Source organism: Streptomyces sp. NPDC046379 (genome assembly GCF_055587785.1).
This window is the reverse complement of record NZ_JBVJFP010000002.1, coordinates 620,643-644,592: the sequence shown is the minus strand read 5'-3', so window position 1 is coordinate 644,592 and position 23,950 is coordinate 620,643. Positions and strand designations below refer to the sequence as shown.

The following is a 23,950-nucleotide window of genomic DNA, read 5'->3' as shown; positions in this document are numbered from 1 at the left end:
TGATTGACCCTTCGGACGGGGGCTGCCCATCAATCGCCGGGCGTCTGGAATCGACGGCATGCCCTCTCGGGCGCCGATTCCCCTCCCCTGCGACCGCCGGAGCCCGTCATCGCCGTCGACCAGCACACCAGACCCCTGCCCGCCGCCCCGGCAGGCGGGGAACCCCTCCCGAGCCGCGGACCCGTCGTCCTCGTCCCGGCCGCGCTCTCCCTCGCCCTCGGGCTGTGGGGCGTGCGGCGCGGCGGGGCGTGGTGGCGGGACGAGGCGGTCACCTACGACATGGCGCGACGCGGGCTGCCCGACATGTGGGCGACGCTGGGCCACAACGACGCCGTGCACGGCCTCTACTACCTCGTCGTGCACGGCCTGTTACGGGTCTTCAACGACGCCGACCCGCTGCTGGTGCTGCGGCTGCCCTCGGTGCTGGCCGTCGCGGTGGCCTGTGGACTGGTGGCGCTGCTGGGCCGGCGTCTGGCGGGGCCACGCGCGGGGCTGCTGTCCGGGATCGCGTTCGCCCTGCTGCCGCCGGTGCAGTGGTACGCGCAGGAGGCGCGGTCGTACGCGATGGTGTGCGCGCTCGTGGTGTGGGCCACGCATCTGCTGCTGCGGGCGGTGCGCGAGGGCACGCGCGGGGCCTGGGCGGCGTACGCGGCGGTGGTGCTGGCGGCCTGTCTGCTGCACGAGTTCGCGGTGCTGGCGCTCGCCGCGCACGCCGTGGCGGTGCCGGCCCGGACGCGCCGCGCCTGGCTGAGGGCGTCCTGGCCGGTGTGCGCGGCGCTGACGCCGCTCGCCGTGCTGAGTTCACGCCAGTCGGACCAGGTGGCGTGGATCGGCGGCCTGCGGTTCGGGGCGGTCGCGGCCTTCGCCGGCGTCGCGGCGCTGGGCGTGCTGTGCGCGTGGGCGGCCGGTCCGGGCACGGGGCCGGTACGGCTGCCGGTGCTCGGGCTGGCACTGCTCGTACTGCCTGCGCTGCTGCTGATCCTGGTATCCCTGGTGAAGCCGCTGTACGTGGACCGGTACGTGCTCTACGGCCACGCCGGCACGGCCCTGCTGATCGGCGCCGCCCTGGACCGGCTGATCTCGGCGGGCGTCCGGGTCCGGGCCTGCGCGGTGCTCGCTGCCGGGGCCGCCCTGCTGGCCCTCCTGCCCTCCATGGTCCACCAGCGGACGCCGGCCTCCCGCACCGACGACGTCACCGCCGTCGCCCGTGCCGTGGCCGAGGCCGCGCCCGACGCCGACGGCGTGCTCTACACGCCGAGCCGCCGCAGGGTGTGGTCGTACCCGGACCCCGCTCCCTTCCGGGGCCTGCGTGACCTCGCCCTGGACCGCGCCCCGTCCGACTCGCACACGCTGTACGGCACGGAGGTCGGGGCGCCGGAACTCCCCGCCCGGATGCTGGCGGCGCGGCGCATCCTCACGCTCGGCGACCCGGAGGGACAGCCCCTGGACGGCACGGCCGGGGAGCGGACCAAGCGCCGGCTGCTCGCCGCGTACTTCGCACCGTGCCGGACCTGGCACGTCGGGGGCGCCCGCCTCACGCTCCACGCCCGCCCCGGGCACTGCCCCCGACCGTCCCCTCCGGTACAGTCCGCGATCATGCGGCGCACCTTTCTCGCGCTGGTCACGGCCGGGGCCCTGACCGGCTGCTCGTTCCTCGCCGAGGACCGTCCCTGCACCCTGATGGACGTGGACTCCCAGGTGTCCGCGGTGTGGCGGCCCGGCGACTTCGGCGGGCGGGACGCCGTGACGGTGCGGCTGTGCGTCGAGGACGCCTGCGAGGAGCGGGTGTCGGGCGGCCCGGACGAGCACCTGGCGGGGGTGTCGGTGCGGCTGCCGGACGACGCCGGTCCGGGCACGGTGCCGGTGGAGCTGACCGTGACGTCCGGGAAGGACGGCGAGGTCGTCGTCGCCGACCGTACGCGGGCGCGGCTGCGGGAGGAGCACCCGAACGGCCGCTCGTGCCCGCCCACCGTCTGGACGGCGGCGTTCCGCGCCCACCCGGTCGACGGGCTCACCTCGACGAAGGGCCTGGCGGTGCGGCCGGCCGCGGAGCGCCGGGCGACGGGTGAGGCGGCGGGCTCGGCGGAGCACTAGGGGAGGCGTGCCGCCGTGTGGACCGTCTTCGCCGTCAGATAGAAGACGTCCCTGCGGTGGTGCAGGCTCGCCTTGTCGTCGGGGTCGAGCAGGCGGTCGAGGGTGGCGAGGTCGGTGGCGTCGAGGCGGTCGGCACAGGCCTCGCGGGTGCGGGTGAGGGTCGCCACCAGGGTGGCGCGGGCGCGGTCGGTGGTCGGGGCGGGCAGGTCGAGCAGGAAGCTGCGGGTGCCGGTGGGGCGCAGGCCGGCCGCGGCCAGGAGGGCCTGCCAGTCCTCGGGCTCGTCGACGCTGCCGGGCAGGGACGCGCGCGTCTCGGCGAACCAGTCGGCCGTCACCGCGTCGATGCGGGCCTGGAGGCCGGGGCGGCCGATGCCGATGTCCCGGGGCAGGAACCGTACCGGCAGTCCGCCCTCCACCAGCGCCAGGGTGCCGCCGGGGGCGAGGCGCTCGGCGAACGCGGTCAGGGCGGCGCGCTGGTCGCCGAGGTGGTGGAGGCTGTTGGCGGCCCAGATCAGGTCGGCCGGGTAGTCCAGGTCGTCCAGGACGGCCGGGAGTTCGCCGGACAGGGTGGTGAAGCGGTCGTCCACACCGAGGCGGCGGGCGCGGTCGCGGGCCCGTTCCAGCAGGGGCTCGGCGGAGTCGGCCGCGACGACCCGGGCGCCGGGGAATGCCTCGGCCAGCAGGCAGGAGATGACTCCGGGGCCGCTGCCCGCGTCGACGATCAGGCCCGGCTCGGTCTGCTTCTTGCCCAGCCAGGCCAGCGCCCGCTCGTACAGGGGGGTGTACAGCTCCGCCTCCTGCTCCAGCCACGGGGCCATCTCGACCCAGTCGAGGTGGGAGTGGTCGTGGTGGTGCCGGTGCCCGGGGGCATGGTCCTGGTCCTGTGCGTGCCGCTGGTCGTGTTCCTGCTGGTGGATGTGGTCGTGCGCCATGGGGTCAGCCTCTCCTGCGGTGTGCCGCCAGCGTGCGACGGCACACCGCGGGAGAGCAAGCTGCCTTGCCGTTACGGCAAACCCGCCGGGATCCGGGCCGCGCGGCCGGACCCCGGCGGTGCCGCTCAGTTCACCGGGTCAGGACAGGGGCGGGTACGCGTTGCGCACCAGTTCCTGGAACTGGGCCGAGAACCACTGACCGGCGATCGGCGCGTTCGCCAGCGCACCGGTCGGGTTGTTGCCGTTGCGGGCGTTGCCGCCGTACGTCGGGTCGCACATGCGGTCGAAGCGCTTGCCCTCGTTGTTCGGGATCTCCTCGCTCGCACCGTCGGACTCCCCCGGCGGCTTGACCCAGACGTAGGCGTCGATCCCGGCGGCGGGAGCGGCCTTGGGACGTTCACCGATGCCGGCACCGCTCTGGTTGCACCAGTTGCCGGCGTGGATGCGCCGGTCGATGCGGCTGCCGTTGACGTAGGCGTCGACGGAGGTCATCGGACCCGGGCCGGCGGGCCGGGCCGTGCCGCCCCAGCCGTTGCGGGAGGTGTCGATCATCATGCCGAGGCCGGACGGGAAGCCGGCCGCGACGAGCTTGTTGCGCAGCGCCTGCGCGAAGGTCTGCTCGTCCGTGTAGTTGTTCCAGTCGAGCCACTTGGACTGACGCACCGTCTGGCCGTTGACCGAGTCGGTGATCTTGAAGTAGGGCTCCACCGTGGCGCTGTAGTTGGCCGTGTTGGTGACGAAGCCGTGGACGTCGCTCAGGCTGGCGCCGTTGGTGGTGGCCACCTTCTTGAACAGCTGGACGGACGGGTCCAGGTTGGTGTCCCAGCCGAGCCAGCCGTGGTGCGCGGCGTCGATGTAGTTGTAGACGTTCGGGATGGCCCCGAGCTTGTCCAGGGCGTAGCTGACGCCCTTCTCGTAGTTGCCGTTGTTCTTCATGGTCACGCAGGCGTCGGTGGTGGTGTTGGTGCCGCCGGCGTTGGTGACCAGGTTGGGCAGCGAGTCGGGCTCGATGACGGTGGCGATGCGCAGACCCGCGTACTTCGGGTCGGACAGGATCGCCGCGATCGGGTCGATGTACTGCGTCTTGTACTTGTCGATCTCCGTCGGGCCCAGCTCGCCGTTGGAGGCGAGCGCGGCGCAGTCGCGGCCGGGCAGGTCGTAGATGACGACCTGGAAGACCAGTTCGCCGCTGCCCTTCTGCTTCAGCGCCTCGTCGAGGTGCGCACGCAGGCCCATGGACTCGCTGGAACCCGCGATGGCGGCGATGCGGTCCATCCACACGTAGGTGGGCTGGTTCGCCACGCGGCTGCCGCCCGGTTCGGCCGCGGCCTTCGCCGACCAGTTCGGGTTGACGTACACCTTGGCGCCGGCGTACGGGTTGTCGACCTTGGTGCCGGGGTTCGGCGGCGGGTCGGTGGGGCCGGGCGTGGTCGGGTCGGGGTCGGGCGTGCCGGTGCCGCCGCCGTCGTCGACGTTGCAGGTCACCCCGTCCAGGGTGAAGGTCGCCGGGACGGCGTTGGTGCCGCTGAACGTGCCCTGGAAGCCGAAGCTGGTCGAACCGCCGGTGGCGAGCGCGCCGTTGTAGCTCTCGTTGGTGGCGGTGACGGCGCTGCCGCTCTGGGACACCTTCGCGTTCCACGCGCTGGTGACCTTCTCGCTGCCGGCGTACGACCACTTCAGCGACCAACCGGTCTTGGCGGCGCCGTTGTTGGTCAGCGTCACCTGTGCGGTGAAGCCGGTGTTCCACTGGTTCTGGATCTTGTAGTCCACGGTGCAGGGCACGGCGGCGGCGCCGACGTCACCCGGCGCCGCGGCGATCGCGGTGCCGGTGCCGGCGGCCATGAGTGCCAGGGCGGCGAGCAGCGCCGTCCTCGTGCGGGTGGGGCTCATGAGTGTGGGGTCCTCTTCTCGCTCCGGAAGCGGTCGGTCCGTCCGCTGCGACCGGTGCGAGGAAGGGAGTCCCCGGGTGCCTTGGTGCTGAACACGGGGGTGTCGCATGAGCGACTCCTTGCAGACCGGACGTGCCGTGACGGACGCGTCGACTGATGGAACCGCTCCCACTGGTGAAGCGAAGGTAACGCCAAGTTCCTGTGAAGGACAGGGAGTTGCTTGACTTTTTCAAATCGATCCCCGTCGAATCTTTTCGACTCTTCAAGCGTCTTGACCCCCCACACCCCGATCCGCACTATGGGAGCGCTCCCACTGGTCAAGCCTTGACATCTCCCCGAGCCGCAAGGAGGGAGCAGCGATGCCCCCCAGAACCAGACGCCGCAGCGCGCGGCGGTTATGGACCGCCGTCGTGGCGGCATTCGCGGTGCCGTTGTCCATGCTCGCCGCGAACCCCTCGCCGGCGCATGCCGCCGCCGTCGCGTGCAGCGTCGACTACAAAGCCAATGACTGGGGTTCCGGCTTCACCGCCGACCTGACGATCACCAACCGCGGTACGGACGTCATCGACGGCTGGACGCTGACCTACTCGTACTCGGGCAACCAGCGCCTGAGCAACGGCTGGAACGGCAGCTGGTCCCAGTCCGGTTCGGCGATCACCGTGAAGAACGCCTCGTACAACGGCCGGATCGCCGCCGGCGCGGCCGTGACGACCGGTGCGCAGTTCAGCTACAGCGGGACGAACACCGCGCCGACCACCTTCTCGATCAACGGCACCCCCTGCCGGGGCGCCCACCAGCCGCCCATCGCGGTGCTGACCAGCCCCGCGCCGGGCGCCGTCTACACCCAGGGCGACGCGGTCCCGCTCGCGGCGACCGCCGCGGCGGCCGACAGCGCGACCGTCACCAAGGTCGAGTTCTACGACGACACGACCCTGCTCGGCACCGACACCACCTCGCCCTACACGTTCTCCGCCTCTGGCTTGACCGTGGGCAGTCATTCCCTGGTGGCCAAGGCGTACGACAGCCTCGGCGCGTCGGCGTCGTCGGCCCCGGTCGGCATCACGGTCGCGTCGGGCCCGTCCGTGGTCGCGACCCCGGCCCAACTGCCCATCCGCCAGGGCGAATCGGGCACGTACGAGGTCAAGCTGTCCACGCAGCCGTCCTCGAACGTCACCGTCACCACCACCCGCACCGGCGGCAACACCGGCCTGTCCGTCACCGGCGGCGCCTCGCTCACCTTCACGCCGCAGAACTGGAACACGGCGCAGAAGGTGACGATCACCGCCGACTCCTCCGGCAGCGGCGCGGCGACCTTCGAGTCGACCGCAACAGGACACGCCAAGGCGACGGTCACCGCCACGCAGATCGCCGGGGCGAAGGAGTACGACGCCCGCTTCCTGGAGCTGTACGGGAAGATCACCAACCCGGCGAACGGCTACTTCTCCCCGGAGGGCATCCCGTACCACTCGGTCGAGACGCTGCTCGTGGAGGCGCCCGACCACGGTCACGAGACGACCTCCGAGGCGTACAGCTACCTGCTGTGGCTCCAGGCCACCTACGGCCGGATCACCGGTGACTGGACGAAGTTCAACAACGCGTGGGAGATCATGGAGAAGTACATGATCCCGACGCACGCCGACCAGTCGACCAACTCGTTCTACAACGCGTCCAAGCCGGCCACCTACGCGCCGGAGTACGACACGCCCAACCAGTACCCGTCGAAGCTCGACACCGGCGTCTCGGTCGGCCCCGACCCGATCGCGGCCGAGCTGAAGAGCGCGTACGGCACGGACGACGTCTACGGCATGCACTGGCTGCAGGACGTGGACAACGTCTACGGCTTCGGCAACTCGCCCGGCAAGTGCGAGGCGGGCCCGACGGACACCGGTCCCTCGTACATCAACACCTTCCAGCGCGGTCCGCAGGAGTCGGTGTTCGAGACGGTGCCGCAGCCCACCTGCGACGCCTTCAAGTACGGCGGCAAGAACGGGTTCCTGGACCTGTTCACCGGCGACGCGTCCTACGCCAAGCAGTGGAAGTTCACCAACGCCCCCGACGCCGACGCACGCGCCGTGCAGGCCGCGTACTGGGCGGACAAGTGGGCCAAGGAGCAGGGCAAGGGCTCCGAGGTCGCCGGAACGGTCGCCAAGGCGGCCAAGATGGGCGACTACCTGCGCTACGCGATGTTCGACAAGTACTTCAAGAAGATCGGCAACTGCGTGGGTCCGGCCGCCTGCCCGGCGGGCACCGGCAAGGACTCCTCGCACTACCTGCTCTCCTGGTACTACGCCTGGGGCGGCGCGACCGACAGCTCGGCCGGCTGGGCCTGGCGCATCGGCTCCAGCCACGCCCACGGCGGCTACCAGAACCCGCTGGCGGCCTACGCGCTCGCCAACTACGCCCCGCTGAAGCCGAAGTCGCCGACCGGCGCGGCCGACTGGGCGAAGTCGTACGACCGTCAGCTGGAGTTCTACCGCTGGCTGCAGTCGTCCGAGGGCGCGATCGCGGGTGGCGCGACCAACAGCTGGGCGGGCCGCTACGCGACCCCGCCGGCCGGGACGTCGACGTTCTACGGCATGTACTACGACGAGAAGCCCGTGTACCACGACCCGCCGTCCAACCAGTGGTTCGGCTTCCAGGCGTGGTCCATGGAGCGCGTCGCCGAGGTGTACCAGCAGACCGGCAACGCGCTGGCCAAGTCGGTCCTCGACAAGTGGGTCGACTGGGCGCTGAAGCACACCACCGTCAACCCCGACGGCTCCTTCCGGATCCCGTCGACCCTGCGGTGGTCGGGCCAGCCGGACACCTGGAACGCCGCGAGCCCGGGCGCCAACAACAACCTGCACGTCACCGTCGTCGACTACACCAACGACGTCGGCGTGGCCGCCGCGTACGCCAAGACCCTGACGTACTACGCGGACCGCTCCGGCGACACGGAGGCAGCCAGCACCGCGAAGGCGCTGCTGGACGGCATGTGGGAGCACAACCAGGACGCGCTCGGCATCGCCGTCCCGGAGACCCGCGCCGACTACAACCGCTTCGACGACCCGGTCTACGTCCCCAGCGGCTGGACCGGCACCATGCCGAACGGCGACACGATCAACAACTCCTCGACCTTCCTGTCCATCCGGTCGTTCTACAAGAACGACCCGTCCTGGTCGAAGATCGAGAGCTACCTGGCGGGCGGCGCCGCGCCCACCTTCACGTACCACCGGTTCTGGGCCCAGGCGGACATAGCCACCGCCCTGGGTTCCTACGCGGAGCTCCTCGAATAAGTCCCCGCTGAAAGCTCCGCGTCGGGCGCCGGGCGGTCCCCCAAGCGCACAGGGGGCCGCCCGGTCGTCCGTCCCGGCATGCCGATGGCATGCCTCAGGCACATGCACCGCACCTTTCCTGTCCTTCTCCCCCAAGAAGGGATCCCCACACCGTGCGAAGAAAGCGCATTCTCACGACCGTGCTCGCGCTCGCGGCCGGTCTGATCGCCGGCGCGCCGCCGGCGATGGCGGCCGAGGCCGACGCCGACAGGGCCGAGGTGTCGATCGCGGCCGACACCTACACCTGGAAGAACGCCCGCATCGACGGCGGCGGCTTCGTCCCCGGCATCGTCTTCAACCGCAGCGAGCCGGACCTCGCCTACGCCCGCACCGACATCGGCGGCGCCTACCGCTGGCAGGAGTCGACCAAGACCTGGAAGCCGCTGCTGGACCACGTCGGCTGGGACGACTGGGGCCACACCGGCGTGGTCAGCATCGCCTCCGACTCCGTCGACCCGAACCGCGTCTACGCGGCGGTCGGCACCTACACCAACAGCTGGGACCCGGGCAACGGAGCCGTGCTGCGCTCCACCGACCGGGGCGCCAGCTGGCGAAAGGCCGACCTGCCGTTCAAGCTGGGCGGCAACATGCCCGGCCGCGGCATGGGCGAACGCCTCGCCGTCGACCCGAACCGCAACAGCGTGCTCTACCTCGGCGCGCCCAGCGGCAAGGGCCTGTGGCGGTCGACGGACTCGGGCGCCACCTGGTCGCAGGTGGCGAACTTCCCGAACGTCGGCAACTACGCCCAGGACCCGAGCGACACCTCCGGATACGCCAGCGACAACCAGGGCATCGTCTGGGTCACCTTCGACGAGTCCACCGGCAGCGCCGGCAACGCCACCAGGACCGTCTACGTCGGCGTCGCCGACAAGGAGAACGCCGTCTACCGCTCGACGGACGCGGGCGCCACCTGGTCCCGGCTCGCCGGGCAGCCCACCGGGTACCTCGCGCACAAGGGCGTCCTCGACGCGAAGAACGGCTACCTGTACCTGGCCTACAGCGACACGGGCGGCCCGTACGACGGCGGCAAGGGCAAGCTGTACCGGTACGCCACCGCCACCGGCGCCTGGACCGACATCAGCCCGGTCGCCGACGCCGACACTTACTTCGGCTACAGCGGCCTGACCGTCGACCGGCAGAACCCGGGCACGGTGATGGCGACCGCGTACAGCTCCTGGTGGCCGGACACCCAGATCTTCCGCTCCACGAACAGCGGCGGGACCTGGACCAAGGCGTGGGACTACACGTCGTACCCGAACCGCGAGAACCGCTACACCATGGACGTCTCGTCCTCCCCCTGGCTGACCTGGGGCGCCAACCCGTCGCCGCCCGAGCAGACGCCGAAGCTCGGCTGGATGACCGAGGCGCTGGAGATCGACCCGTTCGACTCCAACCGCATGATGTACGGCACCGGCGCGACGATCTACGGCACCGAGAACCTGAAGAACTGGGACACCGGGGCCAAGTTCACCATCAAGCCGATGGTGCAGGGCCTGGAGGAGACCGCGGTCAACGACCTCGCCGCTCCCCCGTCCGGCGCCCCGCTGCTCAGCGCCCTCGGCGACATCGGCGGCTTCCGCCACACGGACCTGACCAAGGTCCCGTCGATGATGTTCACCCAGCCGAACTTCACGTCCACGACCAGCCTCGACTACGCCGAGTCCAACCCCGGCACGGTGGTCCGCGCCGGCAACGTCGACTCCGGCCCGCACGTCGCGTTCTCCACGGACAACGGCGCCAACTGGTTCGCCGGCACCGACCCCTCCGGCGTGACCGGCGGCGGCACCGTCGCGGCGGCGGCGAACGGCAGCCGGTTCGTGTGGAGCCCGCAGGGCGCGGGCGTGCACTACGCGACCGGATTCGGCACCTCGTGGACCGCGTCGTCGGGCATCCCGGCGGGCGCGATCGTGGAGTCGGACCGGGTCGACCCGATGACCTTCTACGGCTTCAAGTCCGGCAGGTTCTACGTCAGCACGGACGGCGGCGCGACCTTCACCGCGTCCGCGGCGACCGGCCTGCCCTCCGGCGACAGCGTCCGCTTCAAGGCGCTGCCCGGCGTCAAGGGCGACGTGTGGCTCGCGGGCGGCGCGCCGGACGGGGCGTACGGGCTGTGGCACTCGACGGACGGCGGCAGGACGTTCACCAAGCTGTCCAACGTCGAGCAGGCCGACACCATCGGCTTCGGCAAGGCGGCGGCCGGCTCCTCGTACCAGACGCTGTACACCAGCGCGAAGATCGGCGGGGTGCGCGGCATCTTCCGCTCCACCGACAAGGGCGCGACCTGGACCCGGATCAACGACGACGCCCACCAGTGGGGCTGGACGGGCGCGGCGATCACGGGCGACCCGCGGGTGTACGGCCGGGTGTACATCGCCACCAACGGGCGGGGGATCATCTACGGCGACTCGTCGGACTCCGGCACCGTTCCGGATCCCGAGCCGGACCCGGATCCGCCGGCCGGCGCCTGCGCGGTGACGTACAAGGTCACCAACCAGTGGTCCGGCGGCTTCCAGGCGGACGTCCAGGTCACCAACACGGGCACGAGCGCGTGGTCCGGCTGGACGCTGGGCTTCACCTTCGCCGACGGGCAGAAGGTCGGCCAGATGTGGAACGCCGAGTTCACCCAGTCGGGCACGGCGGTCACGGTGAAGAACGTCGGCTGGAACGCCAACGTGGCGCCGGGTTCGTCGGTGGGCTTCGGCTTCACCGGCACTGCGCCGGGCACGAACACGAAACCGGCCGCGTTCAAGGTCGGCGGCCAGAGCTGCACGGTGAGCTGAACCAGGGCCGAGGGCGCGTGCCGGATGCGGCACGCGCCCTCTCCTCCTGCGCCGGCGGCCCGCCGGCCACGGTGTGTGGACCGTCGGCCGGGGGGCCGTCGGCATGCCCGCGCCGATGAAGAAGCTCCGGTGCGGCGGCGGTTGCAGCCGGTGTTCTGCCGGGCGACGCCCGTGCGGCACGTCGTGTCGTGCAGCAGCGTGGTGATCCGCGTGCCGGTCCCGTGCGGGGAGCCTCCCTTCCCTCAGTGGTCGCCGGCCGCCGTCGGGCTGCCGTGCGCCGCGAAGACCTTCACCGTTCGTTCCTGCGGAACGCCAGGACGGTGAACCAGGGATCGGGGCGCGGCCGGTCCTGGTCGGGGAGGGCCGCGAGGCGGGCGGCGAAACGGTCGGCGCGCGGGTCGCCGGGCGGCAGCGTCATGAACCAGCCGCGGTGCAGGTCGGCGATGGTGCGCCGGGGGCTGCGTCCCTGGCCGGCGCCCCGGAAGCGGGTCCGCCCGGCGGGCAGCAGCCCGTGTGCGGCGGCGTACGACGCGACGGCGGCCGCCTCGTCCACGGCGGGCAGACGGGGCCGGTCGGCGAGGACGGCGTCGATGTCGCTGCCGACGTTGTGGGCCGCGGCCTTGTCGACGGTGGTGACGTACACCCCGCCGGGACGCAGCACGCGGGCGCACTCGCCGACGACCGCGCGGACGTCCGCCGGGCCGGACAGCAGATGGAGCAGCCAGACGCTGCTCACCGCGTCGAACCGGCCGTCCGGGAAGGGGAGTCGGCGGCTGTCGGCGAGAACGACGGCGCCGGGGAGGCGGGCGGCGGCGCGCCGGGCCATGGCCTCGGTGAGATCGGCGCCGAGGACGCGCAGCCCGGGGCGGGCGAGGCGCCGGGTGACGATGCCGGTGCCGCAGGCCACGTCGAGCAGGCTGCGCGCGTCGCCGGGTATGAGGCCGAGGACGGCTTCGGCGGCGGCCTGCGCCCTGGGCTCGCCGCCGCGCAGGCCGTCGTACCGCTCGGCCTCCGCGCTGTAGTCCAGCACGGCGGGCCTCAGCCGGCGCCGTGCGCCGGGGCCAGGGACTCGACCCGGCGGGCCAGTTCGAAGTCGAGCGCGGTGAGCCTGCCGCCGGCGCTGTGGGTGCTGACGGTCAGGGCGACCGTGTCGTAGCCGAGCGTGAGGTCGGAGTGGTGGTTCAGCTCGTCCTGCACGGCGGCGACGTGCATCACGAGGGCCGCCGCCGCGACGTGCGAGGTGAGCCGGTAGGTGCGGGCGAGCCGGTTCCCGTCGGCGGTCCAGCCGGGCAGTTCGGCGAGCCGGTCCTCGATCTCCTGCGGCGACAGCGGTTCGACGGCCATGGCGCGCTCCCTCGGTACATGACATGGGGGTGTGGGGGGTCGTACGGGTGGAACCGGTGCCTGTTCAGCGTGCCACAGGCGGGGCGTGACGGGGCTGGTCTGTGAGACGGGTGGGTGAACATGACACACTGCAGACGGACTTCCGGCGCGTAGGGGAGGCGTGGCGCGTGAGTGAACGGCGGCCCGCGCCGACGGTCGGGCAGGTGGTGCTCGGCAAACGGCTCCAGGAGCTGCGCGAGGCGGCGGGGCTCAGGCGCGAGGAGGCGGCCCGCGTGCTGCGGGTGGCGCCGGCGACCGTGCGGCGCATGGAGACGGCCGAGGTCACCCTGAGAATCCCGTATCTGCAGATCCTGCTGCCCGCGTACGGCGTCCCGGAGGACGAGGTGGCCGCGTTCGTGTCGCTCGCCGAGGAGGCCAACCAGCCGGGCTGGTGGCAGCGGTTCCACGATGTGCTGCCGGACTGGTTCAGCCTGTTCGTCAGCCTGGAGGGCGCGGCGCGGATGATCCGCTCCTACGAGCCGCACTTCGTGCCCGGTCTGCTGCAGACCGAGGAGTACGCGCGTGCCGTGCTGGAGGCCGGGACGATCGGGCAGGAGGGCGCGGAGACGATCGAGCGGCATGTGTCGCTGCGGCTGGCCCGGCAGAAGCTGCTGCACCGGCCGGACCCGCCCCACCTGTGGGTGATCATGGACGAGACGGTGCTGCGGCGGCCGGTGAGCACCCGGCCCGAGGTGATGCGCGGCCAGTTGGACCGGCTGCTGGAGGCGGCCGAGCTGGACCATGTCACGCTGCAGGTCGCGGAGTTCGCCAACGGCCCGCACCCGGGCACGTACGCGCCGTTCGCGCTGTTCCGGTTCGCCGAGCCGGAGTTGCCGGACATGGTGTTCACCGAGTACCTCACCGGCGCGCTGTACCTCGACTCGCGTACCGAGGTCTCCGCGCATCTGGAGGTGCTCGACCACATGACGGCGCAGGCCGCGTCGGCGCAGCGCACGAAGAAGATCCTGCAGGAGTTCCGCGGGGACTTCTGAGGCCGGCCCGTTTCCGGACGCCCCGACTCCTGTCCGTCCATCCGAGGAGAGCAATCCGCATGACCGCTTCCGACGCCGAGTCCGCCGTCCGCATCGACACCAGCCGGCCGCATCCGGCGCGGGTGTACGACTGGTGGCTGGGCGGCAAGGACAACTATCCCGTCGACGAGGAACTGGCGCGCAAGATCCTCGCCGCGGACAGCACCGCCGTGCGCGGCGCCCGCGCGAACCGCCGGTTCATGCACCGGGCGACCCGGGCGGCGGCGCAGTCGGGGATCCGGCAGTTCCTGGACATCGGCACGGGCATCCCGACCCGGCCCAACCTGCACCAGGTCGCCCAGGAGGTCGCTCCGCAGGCGCGGGTCGTGTACGCGGACAACGACCCGATCGTGCTGCGGCACGCGGAGGCGCTGCTGCACGGCTCGCCGGAGGGCAGTACGGACTACGTGCACGCCGACGTGCGGGACCCGGACACCATCCTGCGGCTGGCCGCCGAGACGCTGGACCTGACCCGGCCGGTGTCGCTGTCGCTGGTCGCGCTCACCCACTACCTGGGCGAGGCGGCCGGACAGGGCAATGTGTACGACCTGCTCAGGACGTACGTCGACGCGCTGCCGTCGGGCAGCCTGCTGGTGCTGTCGCAGGTGACGCCGGACATCGCCCCGGAGGGCGTGGCGCAGGCGGCGCGGCTGTTCGAGCGCAGCGGCACGCCGTTCTTCCCGCGCACCCGCGAGGAGTTCACCCGCTTCTTCGACGGTCTGGAGCTGCTGGAGCCGGGGATCGTGCCGGTGACCGAGTGGCGGCCGCAGGAGGAGGACGTGGCGGCAGCGGCGGAGGGCGAGGTGCCGGTGTACTGCGGGGTCGCCGTCAAGGGCTGATCCGCACGATCCGCACGGGAGGACGGCCCCGCCCCGGCGTCAGTCGCGGCGGGGCGTCGGCGCGCAGGCGGGGCCCGCGAGGGCGGTCGCGCGCCGGGGGCGGTCGGTGACCACGACGTCCACCCGGGGGTCGCCGAGGAAGGTGCGCAGTCCGGCGTCGTCGTTGACCGTCCACACCATGGCGAACAGGCGGTGCCGGGCCGTCTCGCGCAGCACGTGGGCGCGGGCCAGGCGGTGGTGCACGGCGACGCCGTCCGCGCCGCAGGCGCGCACCCGGCGCAGCGGGAACAGCTCGCTCGCGCGGACCGCGGCGACCCGCCCGGCCGGGATCTCCTTGCGGTCCCTGCCCAGCGACAGCAGGGTGCGCACGCCGGGGAAGGCCCGCTTGATCTCGGCGACGGAACGGTCCTCGAGGGTGGTGGCGACGAATCCGTCCGCGCCGAGCAGCGCGACGGCCCGCGCGGTCAGCTCGCGTTCGTAGCCGGTCTCCTTCAGATCCAGGTGGCCGAGCATGCGGCCGGCGATCAGCTCCAGGACCTCGTCCACCACCGGCACCGGGCGGCCGGCGCGGGCGTTCAGCTCGGCGTGGGTGATCGCCGAAATTAGGGGTCCGGTGTGGCCCGCCCGGGCGTCGTGGTGCACGACGAAGACGCCGTCGGCGGTGCGTCGGACGTCGAACTCGGCGTACCGCGCGCCCGAGTGGGGCGCGTCCTCGTACGCCTCCCGGGAGGCGGCGGGGAAACGTTCCGTCCCGCCGCGGTGGGCGGAGACGGCGGGGCGTCGCGGCATGGCGGTCGGCTCCGGGGGTGTCGCGGGCCGCCCGGAGGGACGGCCCGCAGCGGGTGTCACGAGCGTCAGACGAGCTTGGCGTCGAGCGTGATCGGCACGGCCTTGAGGGCCTGGCTGACCGGGCAGTTCACCTTGGCGTCCTCGGCGGCCGCCTGGAACGCCTCGTTGTCGATGCCGGGGATGGTGGCCTCGACGGTGAGGTGGATGCCGGTGATGCCCTCGCCCGGCTGGAAGGTCACGTCGGCGGAGGTGACCAGCTTGGTGGGCGGGGTGCCCGCCTTGGCGAGGCCGTTGGAGAAGGCCATGGAGTAGCAGCTGGAGTGGGCGGCGGCGATCAGCTCCTCCGGGCTGGTCCTGCCGTTGGCCTCCTGGGCGCGGGAGGCCCAGGTCACCGGCTGCTCGCCGATGGCGCCGGAGGAGTCGAAGGTGACGACGCCGTTGCCCTGGAGCAGGTCGCCTTCCCAGACGGTGTGCGCGGAGCGGGTGGTTGCCACGGTTGTTCCTTTCGCATGCTGCGGACGGCCCCCGTGGGACCGGGGTCTTGGGCCCTATCCGATCACATTACGGCGCGCCGGGCGGCCAACGGCGGATGGCCGGCGTCGGTCAGGCCGCCGTCTCCCGGTCCGGCCGGGCGGGCAGCGGCGCCCGGTGTCCCGCGCACTCGCGCAGCCAGCGCCGCAGCACCCGGTGCACCTGTTCGGCGCCGACCGGCTCCGTCCCCTCCGCGGCGGGCGCGGACAGGGCGAGCGGCGACATCAGGAACGGCTTGGACTGGGCGCCGCCGAGGCCGCCGTGCGAGCCGATCTGCTCCTCGAAGGCGAGGACTTCGCCGTCGGCCGGGTCGTGGAAGGAGTTGACCATGATGTCGGCGGCGTGCGGGAAGGAGTGCGTACGGCGCACCGCCTCGGCCGCGCCGGGGCCGAACCCGGCGAGGGGGCCGGGGTGTTCGTCGTCCAGCTCGTCCACCGGCGCCTCGGCTCCGTACGCGCCGAGCACGACGCCGCCGTGCCGCTCGTCGGCGACCAGCAGGAAACCGATGCCGGGATGGTTGGCGAGGGTCGGCAGCAGCGCCGGGTGACGGGCGTCGATCTCCTCCTTGGTCATGCGGTGGTGCACGTCCGGGAACGAGATCAGCCCGAGGTTGCCGGAGGCCAGCACGATCGGCTCGGAGCCGCGCGCCGGGCGGTCCTGCCCGGCGTCCTCCTCCACGGGCCGGCGCAGCGCCGCGCGGACCGCCGCCCGGGCCTCCGCGCCGCTGCGGGTGCGCCCCGCCCGGCGCGGCACGGGCAGCCCGCAGCCGGCCCGCACCAGGTCGGCGAGGGTGAGCCCGTAGCGGGCGCGGAACGTCTCGCCGGGGCTCTGGCCGTGGTCGGACAGCAGGACGATCCGGTAGGGGCGCGGGGCGTGCTCGGCGACCTTCTCGATCAGCGCCAGCGAGCGGTCGAGCCGGGCGAGCACCTTCTCGGCGTCGCGGCTCGCCGGCCCGGAGTGGTGCGCCACCTCGTCGTAGGCCACCAGGTCGGCGTAGACGGCGGTGCGCCCGGCGAGCAGGTCGCCCACCACGGCGGCGACCACGACGTCCCGTTCGACGACGGTGGCGAAGGCGCGGACGAAGGGATACAGCCCGCCGCGGGAGACGCGCGGGCGGTCGCCGCGCAGCCGGGCCGCGGTGGACTGGGCTATCTCCCGTCCGGCCTCGGCGACGAAGGACAGGGCGGTGCGCACGGCGTTGGCGGGGTCGGAGAAGTAGGCGAAGTAGCCCGCGCGGGACCGGTTCTCCGTGCCGCGCCGCCGGGTGGCGATGGACAGCACCAGGGCCTGTTCGTCGGCGCCGCCGCCGAAGAGGTTGCCGCGGCTGGCGCCGTCCACGGCGAGCAGTCCGGGGTCGCCGGTGCGTTCCACGGCGCGGCGCTGCAGCAGGGCGGCGCTGGTCGGGCGGTTGCTGACCATCACCTCCTGGCGGTCCTTCTCGTACCAGCGGAACGCGGGGACGTCGAAGGTGCTGCCGTGCAGGATGCCGAGCTGGCTGGCGCCGGTCTGGCTGGACCAGTCGGTGCGCCAGGGGGTGAGCCGGTGGGTGGGGCCGCCGGGGGCGGCGGGGTCCCCCGGCGTCCCGCGGCCGAGCATGCGGGCGACGGTGGGCATCAGGCCCTTGGCCACGGCGGACGTCAGCACGTCGTGGCCGACGCCGTCGAGCTGGAGGAACACGATCCCGTGGGTGACCGGGCCGGGCGGCAGGGGTCTGCGGCGGCGGTCGGCGAGGCGGTAGAGCCGGCGCCGGTAGGCGTCGTCGTCGCGCACGGCGAGCGCCCCGCCGGTGGCCGAGGCGACGGCGGACATGGCGGCGGCGACCAGGACCGCCGTCTCCGGCTCGGCCGCGCCGCGTTCGGCCGGGTTGAGATCGAGGGCGAGCAGCAGCAGCGCGCCGTTGAGGAAGAACACCAGCAGTCCGAGGACCAGCGCGGGCACCAGCAGCAGCAGGCGGACCAGCAGCGGCCACACGAGTGCGGACAGCAGCCCGAACGCGCCGGCCCCGAACGCGGCCGTGACGGCGATGTCCGTGGCACTGTCGCCGTCCGCCGAGCGCAGTTGGAAATCCGGCAGGACGCCGGCGAGCACCAGCATGGTGACGGTGCCCGCCGCCCACACCGCGACGCTCCGCCCGACCTGGCTGACGATCCGCCGTCCACGCCCACCCAGCACGCCCTGCCCACCTCACGTCCCGGCCCGCCGGCTGCCCGGGCCCGCACCCAGCGTGTCACACCGTGCCGGCCGGGCCCCGCTACCGGCCGTCGTAGCCGGCGGTCGGCATGGACAGCCGGCGGTGCACCCGGGCCTTCATCTGCGCGTCGTACGACGGCTCCGCGCACCCGACCGTCTCCACCCGCACCCCGCGGCGGGCGCACTCCGCGGCGAACTCCTCGACCGACGAGAGCGCGCGTTCCAGCACCCGGCGGCTGGGCGCGACGAACACGTCGGAGCCCGCCCGCACCCCTTCCCACAACATGCCGTGGTCGGGCCGCAGGCCGCGCACCAGCAGCTCGCGGGTGACGACGTAGCCGCGCTCGGCGGCCCAGCGGGCGCACATGGCGTGCTGGCTGCGCGAATCCACCAGGAAGGGGTCGGCGTCGAGCTCCTCGAGCGGCGTCAGGCTGGCGATGGCCGTGACGCGGACCGGACCGGCGCCTTCTCCCATGGCGTCCCCCTCACCTCACGGTTTCGCCGCAGACCCTACTCCTGCCCGTACGCTTCGGGGAGTCGCGCGAAGGAGGCAAAGAAGTGCCGGTGGAGATCACCTGGTGGGGGCACGCCACCTGCACCGTCGCCGACTCGGACGTACGCCTGCTCACCGATCCCCTGTTCGCACGCCGGCTCGCGCATCTGCGCCGCCGCCGGGGCGCGTTGCCCCCGCCGGACGCCCGGCGCGCGGACGCCGTGCTGATCTCGCATCTGCACGCCGATCATCTGCATGTGCCGTCGCTCGCGCCGCTCGCGCCGGGCACGCGCCTGCTCGTGCCCCGGGGCGCACGCCGTGCGGTGCCGGCGCTGCGCCGGCTCGCGCATCTGGACGTGACCGAGGTGGCCCCCGGGGACGCGATGCGGATCGGGGCGCTGGACGTCCGGGTGGTGCCCGCGCTGCACGACGGCCGGCGGCTGCCGTTCGGCCCGCGCCGCGCCCCCGCGCTCGGGTATGTCGTCGAGGGCGGGGCGCGCACCTACTTCGCCGGGGACACGGGCCTGTTCGACACGATGACGGACGAGGTGGGGCCCGTCGACGTGGCGCTGCTGCCGGTCGGCGGCTGGGGGCCGTACCTCGGCGAGGGCCACCTCGATCCCGGGCTGGCGGCCGAGGCGCTGGCGCGGCTGGCGCCGGCCGCCGCGGTGCCGGTGCACTACGGCACGTACTGGCCGATCGGGATGGACGCCGTGCGCCCCCACGAGTTCCACACGCCCGGCGAGGAGTTCGCCCGGCTCGCCGCGGTGCGCGCGCCGAAGGTGGCGGTGCACCGGCTCGCCCACGGCGAGGGCGTACGCCTGGAGGTCGCCCGGTGACCTGGCTCGCGGCCGCCGCGACGAACCCGGAGACGACGCAGCAGGCGTTCGGCTATCCGACGCTGTTCCTGCTGGTGCTGGCCGGCGCGCTGGTGCCGGTGGTGCCGACCGGCGCCCTCGTCAGCTCGGCGGCCGTGGTCGCCTTCCACCAGACCGCCCCGTTCTCGCTGGCGCTGGTGTTCGTGACGGCGTCGCTGGCGGCGTTCCTCGGGGACGGCACGCTGTACTGGCTGGGGCGGCGCGGGATGCGGTCGAGGAACGGCTCGCGCTGGCTGGAGGCGATCCGGGCGCGGGCGCCGGAGGACCGGCTGGCGCAGGCCCAGGAGAAGCTGGCCGACCACGGAGTGGCGGTGCTGGTGCTGTCCCGGCTGGTGCCGGCGGGGCGGCTGCCGGTGATGCTGGCCTGCCTGCTGGCGAAGTGGCCGCTGCGCCGCTTCGCCCGCGGCAATCTGCCCGCCTGTCTGGCGTGGGCGGTGACCTACCAGCTGATCGGCATCCTCGGCGGCTCGCTGTTCCCCGAGCCGTGGGAGGGCGTGGTCGCCGCGGTCGCGCTCACCCTGCTGATCAGCGCGGCCCCGGCGGTGTGGCGGCGGCTGCGGAGGGCGGCGCGGGCGTAGGGCGGGCGGCGGAGGCGTGGGCCGGGGGCGCGGGCGTGGGTCGAGGGCGCAGGCCGGGCGCGCGGGCGTGGGTCGAGGGCGCAGGCCGGGCGCGCGGGCGTGGGCCGGGGGCGCGGGCCGGGGGCGCGGGCGTGGGCCGGAGTGCGCGACAGGCCGGGCGATCATGGGCCGGCAGCGCGCGACAGGCCGGGCGGCGCGGGTGTGCACCGGCCCGGCGCGCCGGCGGTCACTCCAGTACGCGCGAGCCGCCCACCGGCAGGTCCCACAGGTCGTCGCGGTCCAGGCCCGCCTTCCGCCACGCGGCCCGCACCCGGCGGAGCGGCTCCAGCACGGGCTCGGCGGACAGGACGAACGTCACCCAGTGCATGGGCGCCATCCGACGGGCGCCCAGGTCGCGCACCGCCCGCACCGCCTCCTCCGGGTCGCAGTGGACGTCGCTGAGCCACCAGCGCGGGTCGTAGGCGCCGATGGGCATGAGGGCCAGGTCGATGCCGGGGTAGCGGCGGCCGATCCGCGTGAACCAGTGGCCGTAGCCGGTGTCGCCCGCGAAGTACACGCGCCGGCCGTGCGGGTCGGTGAGCACCCAGCCTCCCCACAGGGAGCGGCAGGTGTCGGTCAGGGTGCGCTTGGACCAGTGGTGGGCGGGGACGAAGTCGAAGCGGACGCCGTTCAGTTCGGCGGCCTCCCACCAGTCCAGCTCGGTGACGCGGGTGAAGCGGCGGCGGTGGAACCAGCCGCCGAGGCCGGCCGGCACGAACACCGGGGTGTCGCGCGGCAGTCTGCGCAGGGTGGGGGCGTCCAGGTGGTCGTAGTGGTTGTGGCTGATCACCACCGCGTCGACGGGCGGCAGTTCGTGCCAGGGCACGCCGACGGGCGTGATCCGCGCGGGCGTGCCGAGGATGCGGCGGGACCAGACCGGGTCGGTGAGGACGGTGAGGCCGCCGACACGCAGCACCCAACTGGCGTGTCCCGCCCAGGTGACGGCGACGGCGCGGGCGTCCACGCGGGGCAGCGGGCGGGGCTCGAAGGGCAGGTCCCGCACCCCGGCGAGGCCCTCGCGGCCCGGCCGTATCGCGCCCTCGCGGGCGAAGCGGGCGGTGGCCTTCAGGCCGGGCAGGGGGGCGGTGAGCCGGTCGTGGAACGTGCGCGGCCACACCCTGCGCTCCCCCAGCGGGCGCGGTTCGGCGAGGGGCGGGAAGGGGGGCGCGAGCGGGGACCGGGACGGGTCCGCGGGGTCGTCGGCGTCCCGGGGGGACGTGCTCGCGGTCGACTCGGACTGCTGCGTCATCGAGGAGGCTCCCATCGCTGAGCGTCGTCGCTGAGATGGTCGAGGACCGACCCGAGTCTGCTCAACGCGCCGCGCACTCGCGGCAGTTCCAGCGGATCGGGCGCGTCGAGGCAGGCGGCGCGCTCCGCGTCGGGACCCGTCGCGCGCTCCGCGTCGAGACCCGTGGCGCGCCCGGCGTCGCCCGTGCCGAGCAGCGGGCCCGTGCACAGGCGGACGCGCAGCGCGCCCAGGTCGTCGCCGAACCGGTGGCCGCCGGGCGCGGGCATGTCCAGCCGGCCGGCCAGGAAGTCCTCCAGTTCCTGTGCGTCCCCCACGCCCCGCTCGGCGAGCGCGGACCGGAACGGGGCGAGGTCGGCGTACAGGTGGCGGCCCGCCCTCGGGGGCACGGCCAGGGCGCCGGCGGCCACCACGGTGTCGTGCACGGCGCGGGCGAGGCGGGCGTGCAGGGCGACGGTGGCGGTGACGCGGCGGCGCACCGGTTCGGGCTCGTCCAGGGCGTGCGCGGCAGCGGCGGCGACCGGGGCGGCGACGCGGGCGTCGAGCGCGGTGAGCACGTCCAGCACACGGGCGCGCAGCCCCTCGGCGTCCTCGCCGACCGCGAAGCGGGCGACGGCGGCGGGCCAGCCGGCGGGCAGCAGCGCGCCGGCCAGGTCGGTGACGACGGTGACCCGGTCGGGCAGCATCTCGGCGGGGCTGACGAGCACGGTGTCGCGCGGGGCGTGCAGGGTGTCGCGCCAGGTCTCGTCGCTGACCAGGTGCAGGCCCTCACCCGCGGCGGCCTCGACGGCCTCGTGCAGCACCTCGGGGGGCGCGACGGTGGCGGTCGGGTCGTCGGCGACGGACAGCACCAGCAGCCGCGGGTCACCGCCCTCGGCGCGCACCCGGCGCACCGTCTCCAGCAGGGCGTACGGATCGGGCACGCCCCCGCACTCGGCGGGCGTCGGGACGTGGAAGACGGGTCTGCCGAGCAACCGGGCGTACGGCGCCCACCAGGCGGCGCAGGGCCGGGGCGCCAGGACGTCGCCGCCGAGCGCGGCGGTGAGCGCGAGCAGCAGGGCGGGGGCGCCGGAGGCGGCGACGACGCGGTCGGGGCGGACCGGGAGTCCGCGCCGGTCCCAGTAGCCGCAGGCCGCGGTGAGCAGGGCGGCGCCGCCGCCGACGGGCTCGCCGCCGGGCCGGGTCGCCGCGGCGGCGAGGACCTCGGAGAGTTCGGGCAGGACCGGGAGCCCGTCCTCGGGGAGGGGCGGCCCGTAGCGGACGGGTCCGTGACCGGCCGGCTCCGTCCGCCGCATGGGTACCTCCGGTGTGCCGCTCGAGCCGCGTGCTGCTGGCGCCGCTGGTTGCCTGTCGTGCCTCTGCGTACCCAGACTGCCCCGGTGTCAGCCGTTCATGGGCGGACGCGTGCGGCGCAGCCGGTACGCCGCCCCGCCGAGGGCGCCGGCGATCAGCACACCGCCGGCCACCAGGGCGGTCGCCGACCCGCCGAAGGCGCCGCCCGTGCCGGCGCGGACGCCGTGCCGGACGGGGGCGGGGGTGCGGGTGTGGGCGGGGGGAGGGACCGGGGCGGGGGTGCAGGGGTCGTGCGGGGCGGGGTGTTCTCCGGGCTCGTGCTTTCCGGCGTCGTGCTTTGGGGGGGCGCCGGGCTCGTCGTGCTTCTTCGGGGGGTCGTGCTTCTTCGGCGCGTCGGGCTCGAAGGGATCCTCGGGCTCGACGGGCTCGACGGGCTCTTGGGCTTCATGGGGCTTCCCGGGCGCGAAGGGGTCCTCGTGCTCCCCCGCCCCCTCCGGCGCGAGGGGATCTCCGTGGTCCCGCTCCCCCGGCTTGGGACACGGCCCGTCCGGCGGCCCTGCGTCCGCGAAGACCGCGGCGGGGCGGGCCCGCTCCGCCGGTTGCGCAGGCGCCGCGGGGACGGCGCCGGCCAGGGAACCGCCGGCCAGGCAGCCACCCGCCAGGGCGGCGACGAACAGGACACGGACGCTGCGACGCATGGGCGGGCTCCTCGGGGCACGGGGACGACGGTGACGACGGCGGGAGCACGCCGTCCGTGCCCCCACGGCCATCACAGCCCTCCCCCGCGCCTCCCGCGCGCGGCCCGCACCCATTGGCGGCAACCGGGACCCCGTGCGGGTGACGCCAGACCGGCGTTACGTCGCGTCGCGCAGCACCTGCTCCCGCAGCCGGACGCAGCAGCGGTTGATCAGCCGGGACACGTGCATCTGCGAGATCCCCAGCTGCTCGGCGATCCGGCTCTGCGTCATGTCCCCGAAGAAGCGCAGGTACAGAATGGTCCGCTCGCGCTCGGAGAGCGCGGCGAGCCGGGGCCGCACGGCCTCCCGGTCCACCACCGTGTCCAGGGCGGGGTCCGGGGAGCCGAGCACGTCGCCGAGCGAGGAGCCGCCCTCGGCGCCGGACAGCTCCGCGTCGAGGGACAGGGCGCTGAAGGACTCCAGCGCCTCCAGGCCGGCCTTCACGTCCTCCTCGCTCAGGCCGGTGTGCCCGGCGATCTCGGCCACGCCCGGACGCTGCCCGGAGGTGGTCGCGGCCAGTTCCTGGCAGGCCGCCCGCACCCGGTTGCGCAGCTCCTGCACGCGCCGGGGCACGTGCAGGGTCCACATGTGGTCGCGGAAGTGGCGCTTGATCTCGCCGGTGACGGTGGGGACGGCGTAGCTCTCGAAGGCGTTGCCGAGGGCGGGGTCGTAGCGGTCGACGGCCTTGACCAGGCCGAGGGCGGCGACCTGGCGCAGGTCCTCGTAGGACTCGCCGCGGCTGCGGAACCGTCCGGCGATCCGTTCGGCCATGGGCAGCCAGGCCTCGACGATCTCCGCGCGCAGGGCGTCGCGGCGGGGGCCGGGAGGCAGGGCGGCGAGTTCGCGGAAGGCGTCCGCGGTGTCGGGGGCGTCGTCGTGAGGGTGGTGCTTCGCGGTCGCTGGGGTACGCATGA

At 73.8% G+C, this 23,950-nt stretch carries 19 protein-coding genes and 1 pseudogene; 7 read left to right on the top strand and 13 right to left on the bottom strand.

Features of this window, described 5'->3' with window-relative positions:
* The first annotated feature begins 3 nt into the window (after window positions 1-3).
* The gene (locus ACZ6KF_RS06765; RefSeq protein WP_469237563.1) at window positions 4-2,094 is read left to right on the top strand and encodes a glycosyltransferase family 39 protein; all 2,091 of its coding nucleotides are present in this window, start codon (window positions 4-6) and stop codon (window positions 2,092-2,094) included.
* On the opposite strand, the gene ACZ6KF_RS06760 is transcribed toward ACZ6KF_RS06765, so the two are convergent.
* Together ACZ6KF_RS06760 and ACZ6KF_RS06755 are read right to left on the bottom strand one after the other, a co-directional pair.
* Complete coding sequence (locus ACZ6KF_RS06760) at window positions 2,091-3,026, bottom strand: class I SAM-dependent methyltransferase (protein WP_469237561.1); 936 nt, start codon at window positions 3,024-3,026, stop codon at window positions 2,091-2,093. The genes ACZ6KF_RS06765 and ACZ6KF_RS06760 overlap by 4 nt on opposite strands.
* Before the next feature lie 138 nt (window positions 3,027-3,164).
* The gene (locus tag ACZ6KF_RS06755; RefSeq protein WP_356636455.1) at window positions 3,165-4,916 is read right to left on the bottom strand and encodes a glycoside hydrolase family 6 protein; all 1,752 of its coding nucleotides are present in this window, start codon (window positions 4,914-4,916) and stop codon (window positions 3,165-3,167) included.
* 358 nt (window positions 4,917-5,274) lie between these two features.
* Here ACZ6KF_RS06755 and ACZ6KF_RS06750 point away from each other — a divergent pair, with 358 nt between their 5' ends.
* Window positions 5,275-8,190: a glycoside hydrolase family 48 protein gene (locus ACZ6KF_RS06750; protein ID WP_356636453.1), complete on the top strand. Its 2,916-nt coding sequence runs from the start codon at window positions 5,275-5,277 to the stop codon at window positions 8,188-8,190.
* A 152-nt stretch (window positions 8,191-8,342) separates the two neighbouring features.
* Window positions 8,343-11,009 (top strand): cellulose binding domain-containing protein, encoded by a 2,667-nt coding sequence (locus tag ACZ6KF_RS06745; protein WP_469237559.1) that lies wholly within the window; start codon window positions 8,343-8,345, stop codon window positions 11,007-11,009.
* A 69-nt stretch (window positions 11,010-11,078) separates the two neighbouring features.
* Here ACZ6KF_RS06745 and ACZ6KF_RS06740 read toward each other — a convergent pair.
* From ACZ6KF_RS06740 to ACZ6KF_RS06730, 3 genes and pseudogenes are all read right to left on the bottom strand, one after another.
* Window positions 11,079-11,239 (bottom strand): annotated as a pseudogene (locus ACZ6KF_RS06740) (rhamnogalacturonan lyase family protein); the annotation flags it as partial.
* Between the two features lie 59 nt (window positions 11,240-11,298).
* Entirely contained in the window at window positions 11,299-12,039 is a 741-nt protein-coding gene (locus tag ACZ6KF_RS06735) for a class I SAM-dependent methyltransferase (protein ID WP_469159845.1), read from the bottom strand.
* An 8-nt stretch (window positions 12,040-12,047) separates the two neighbouring features.
* Complete coding sequence (locus tag ACZ6KF_RS06730; protein WP_469237557.1) at window positions 12,048-12,353, bottom strand: 4a-hydroxytetrahydrobiopterin dehydratase; 306 nt, start codon at window positions 12,351-12,353, stop codon at window positions 12,048-12,050.
* Window positions 12,354-12,520: 167 nt separating this feature from the next.
* Between ACZ6KF_RS06730 and ACZ6KF_RS06725 the strand changes: the two genes are divergently transcribed.
* Together ACZ6KF_RS06725 and ACZ6KF_RS06720 are read left to right on the top strand one after the other, a co-directional pair.
* Window positions 12,521-13,384 carry a helix-turn-helix domain-containing protein gene (locus ACZ6KF_RS06725; RefSeq protein ID WP_469159847.1) on the top strand — a complete coding sequence of 288 codons (864 nt, stop codon included), beginning with the start codon at window positions 12,521-12,523 and terminating at the stop codon, window positions 13,382-13,384.
* Between the two features lie 59 nt (window positions 13,385-13,443).
* Complete coding sequence (locus ACZ6KF_RS06720; RefSeq protein ID WP_469237555.1) at window positions 13,444-14,262, top strand: SAM-dependent methyltransferase; 819 nt, start codon at window positions 13,444-13,446, stop codon at window positions 14,260-14,262.
* 39 nt (window positions 14,263-14,301) lie between these two features.
* Here ACZ6KF_RS06720 and ACZ6KF_RS06715 read toward each other — a convergent pair whose 3' ends face one another.
* The 4 genes from ACZ6KF_RS06715 to ACZ6KF_RS06700 form a co-directional block, all read right to left on the bottom strand.
* Window positions 14,302-15,051, bottom strand: a complete 750-nt coding sequence (locus tag ACZ6KF_RS06715) for a glycerophosphodiester phosphodiesterase family protein (protein WP_469237553.1) — start codon at window positions 15,049-15,051, stop codon at window positions 14,302-14,304.
* A 65-nt stretch (window positions 15,052-15,116) separates the two neighbouring features.
* A complete protein-coding gene (locus ACZ6KF_RS06710) occupies window positions 15,117-15,545 on the bottom strand; it encodes an OsmC family protein (protein WP_356636439.1) in 429 nt (142 codons plus the stop codon).
* A 109-nt stretch (window positions 15,546-15,654) separates the two neighbouring features.
* Window positions 15,655-17,754, bottom strand: coding sequence for a phage holin family protein (locus ACZ6KF_RS06705; protein WP_356636437.1), 2,100 nt, complete (start codon window positions 17,752-17,754; stop codon window positions 15,655-15,657).
* Window positions 17,755-17,833: 79 nt separating this feature from the next.
* Entirely contained in the window at window positions 17,834-18,247 is a 414-nt protein-coding gene (locus tag ACZ6KF_RS06700; protein ID WP_356636435.1) for a hypothetical protein, read from the bottom strand.
* Between the two features lie 83 nt (window positions 18,248-18,330).
* Between ACZ6KF_RS06700 and ACZ6KF_RS06695 the strand changes: the two genes are divergently transcribed.
* Together ACZ6KF_RS06695 and ACZ6KF_RS06690 are read left to right on the top strand one after the other, a co-directional pair.
* Window positions 18,331-19,104: an MBL fold metallo-hydrolase gene (locus tag ACZ6KF_RS06695; protein WP_469237551.1), complete on the top strand. Its 774-nt coding sequence runs from the start codon at window positions 18,331-18,333 to the stop codon at window positions 19,102-19,104.
* Window positions 19,101-19,721 carry a DedA family protein gene (locus tag ACZ6KF_RS06690; RefSeq protein ID WP_356636431.1) on the top strand — a complete coding sequence of 207 codons (621 nt, stop codon included), beginning with the start codon at window positions 19,101-19,103 and terminating at the stop codon, window positions 19,719-19,721. Before ACZ6KF_RS06695 ends, ACZ6KF_RS06690 begins: the two co-directional genes overlap by 4 nt.
* Before the next feature lie 226 nt (window positions 19,722-19,947).
* Here the strand turns inward: ACZ6KF_RS06690 and ACZ6KF_RS06685 are convergent, their stop codons facing one another.
* The 4 genes from ACZ6KF_RS06685 to ACZ6KF_RS06670 all read right to left on the bottom strand — a co-directional run bounded on the left by ACZ6KF_RS06685 (window position 19,948) and on the right by ACZ6KF_RS06670 (window position 23,948).
* Window positions 19,948-21,009 carry an MBL fold metallo-hydrolase gene (locus ACZ6KF_RS06685; RefSeq protein WP_469237547.1) on the bottom strand — a complete coding sequence of 354 codons (1,062 nt, stop codon included), beginning with the start codon at window positions 21,007-21,009 and terminating at the stop codon, window positions 19,948-19,950.
* Window positions 21,006-22,301 carry an aminotransferase class I/II-fold pyridoxal phosphate-dependent enzyme gene (locus ACZ6KF_RS06680; RefSeq protein ID WP_469237541.1) on the bottom strand — a complete coding sequence of 432 codons (1,296 nt, stop codon included), beginning with the start codon at window positions 22,299-22,301 and terminating at the stop codon, window positions 21,006-21,008. The genes ACZ6KF_RS06685 and ACZ6KF_RS06680 overlap by 4 nt, the downstream gene beginning before the upstream one ends.
* An 87-nt stretch (window positions 22,302-22,388) precedes the next feature.
* Window positions 22,389-22,997 carry a hypothetical protein gene (locus ACZ6KF_RS06675; protein ID WP_469237539.1) on the bottom strand — a complete coding sequence of 203 codons (609 nt, stop codon included), beginning with the start codon at window positions 22,995-22,997 and terminating at the stop codon, window positions 22,389-22,391.
* 156 nt (window positions 22,998-23,153) lie between these two features.
* Entirely contained in the window at window positions 23,154-23,948 is a 795-nt protein-coding gene (locus ACZ6KF_RS06670; protein ID WP_356636423.1) for an RNA polymerase sigma factor SigF, read from the bottom strand.
* Window positions 23,949-23,950: the final 2 nt, after the last annotated feature.

What these genes read in the sequence shown, in the direction of transcription:
- ACZ6KF_RS06675 (WP_469237539.1), bottom strand. Translation starts at nt 22,997, where the DNA reads ATGCGTCGCAGCGTCCGTGTCCTGTTCGTCGCCGCCCTGGCGGGTGGC.
- ACZ6KF_RS06755 (WP_356636455.1), bottom strand. Translation starts at nt 4,916, where the DNA reads ATGAGCCCCACCCGCACGAGGACGGCGCTGCTCGCCGCCCTGGCACTC.
- ACZ6KF_RS06700 (WP_356636435.1), bottom strand. Translation starts at nt 18,247, where the DNA reads ATGGGAGAAGGCGCCGGTCCGGTCCGCGTCACGGCCATCGCCAGCCTG.
- ACZ6KF_RS06680 (WP_469237541.1), bottom strand. Translation starts at nt 22,301, where the DNA reads ATGCGGCGGACGGAGCCGGCCGGTCACGGACCCGTCCGCTACGGGCCG.
- ACZ6KF_RS06685 (WP_469237547.1), bottom strand. Translation starts at nt 21,009, where the DNA reads ATGACGCAGCAGTCCGAGTCGACCGCGAGCACGTCCCCCCGGGACGCC.
- ACZ6KF_RS06720 (WP_469237555.1), top strand. Translation starts at nt 13,444, where the DNA reads ATGACCGCTTCCGACGCCGAGTCCGCCGTCCGCATCGACACCAGCCGG.
- ACZ6KF_RS06730 (WP_469237557.1), bottom strand. Translation starts at nt 12,353, where the DNA reads ATGGCCGTCGAACCGCTGTCGCCGCAGGAGATCGAGGACCGGCTCGCC.
- ACZ6KF_RS06715 (WP_469237553.1), bottom strand. Translation starts at nt 15,051, where the DNA reads ATGCCGCGACGCCCCGCCGTCTCCGCCCACCGCGGCGGGACGGAACGT.
- ACZ6KF_RS06750 (WP_356636453.1), top strand. Translation starts at nt 5,275, where the DNA reads ATGCCCCCCAGAACCAGACGCCGCAGCGCGCGGCGGTTATGGACCGCC.
- ACZ6KF_RS06670 (WP_356636423.1), bottom strand. Translation starts at nt 23,948, where the DNA reads ATGCGTACCCCAGCGACCGCGAAGCACCACCCTCACGACGACGCCCCC.
- ACZ6KF_RS06760 (WP_469237561.1), bottom strand. Translation starts at nt 3,026, where the DNA reads ATGGCGCACGACCACATCCACCAGCAGGAACACGACCAGCGGCACGCA.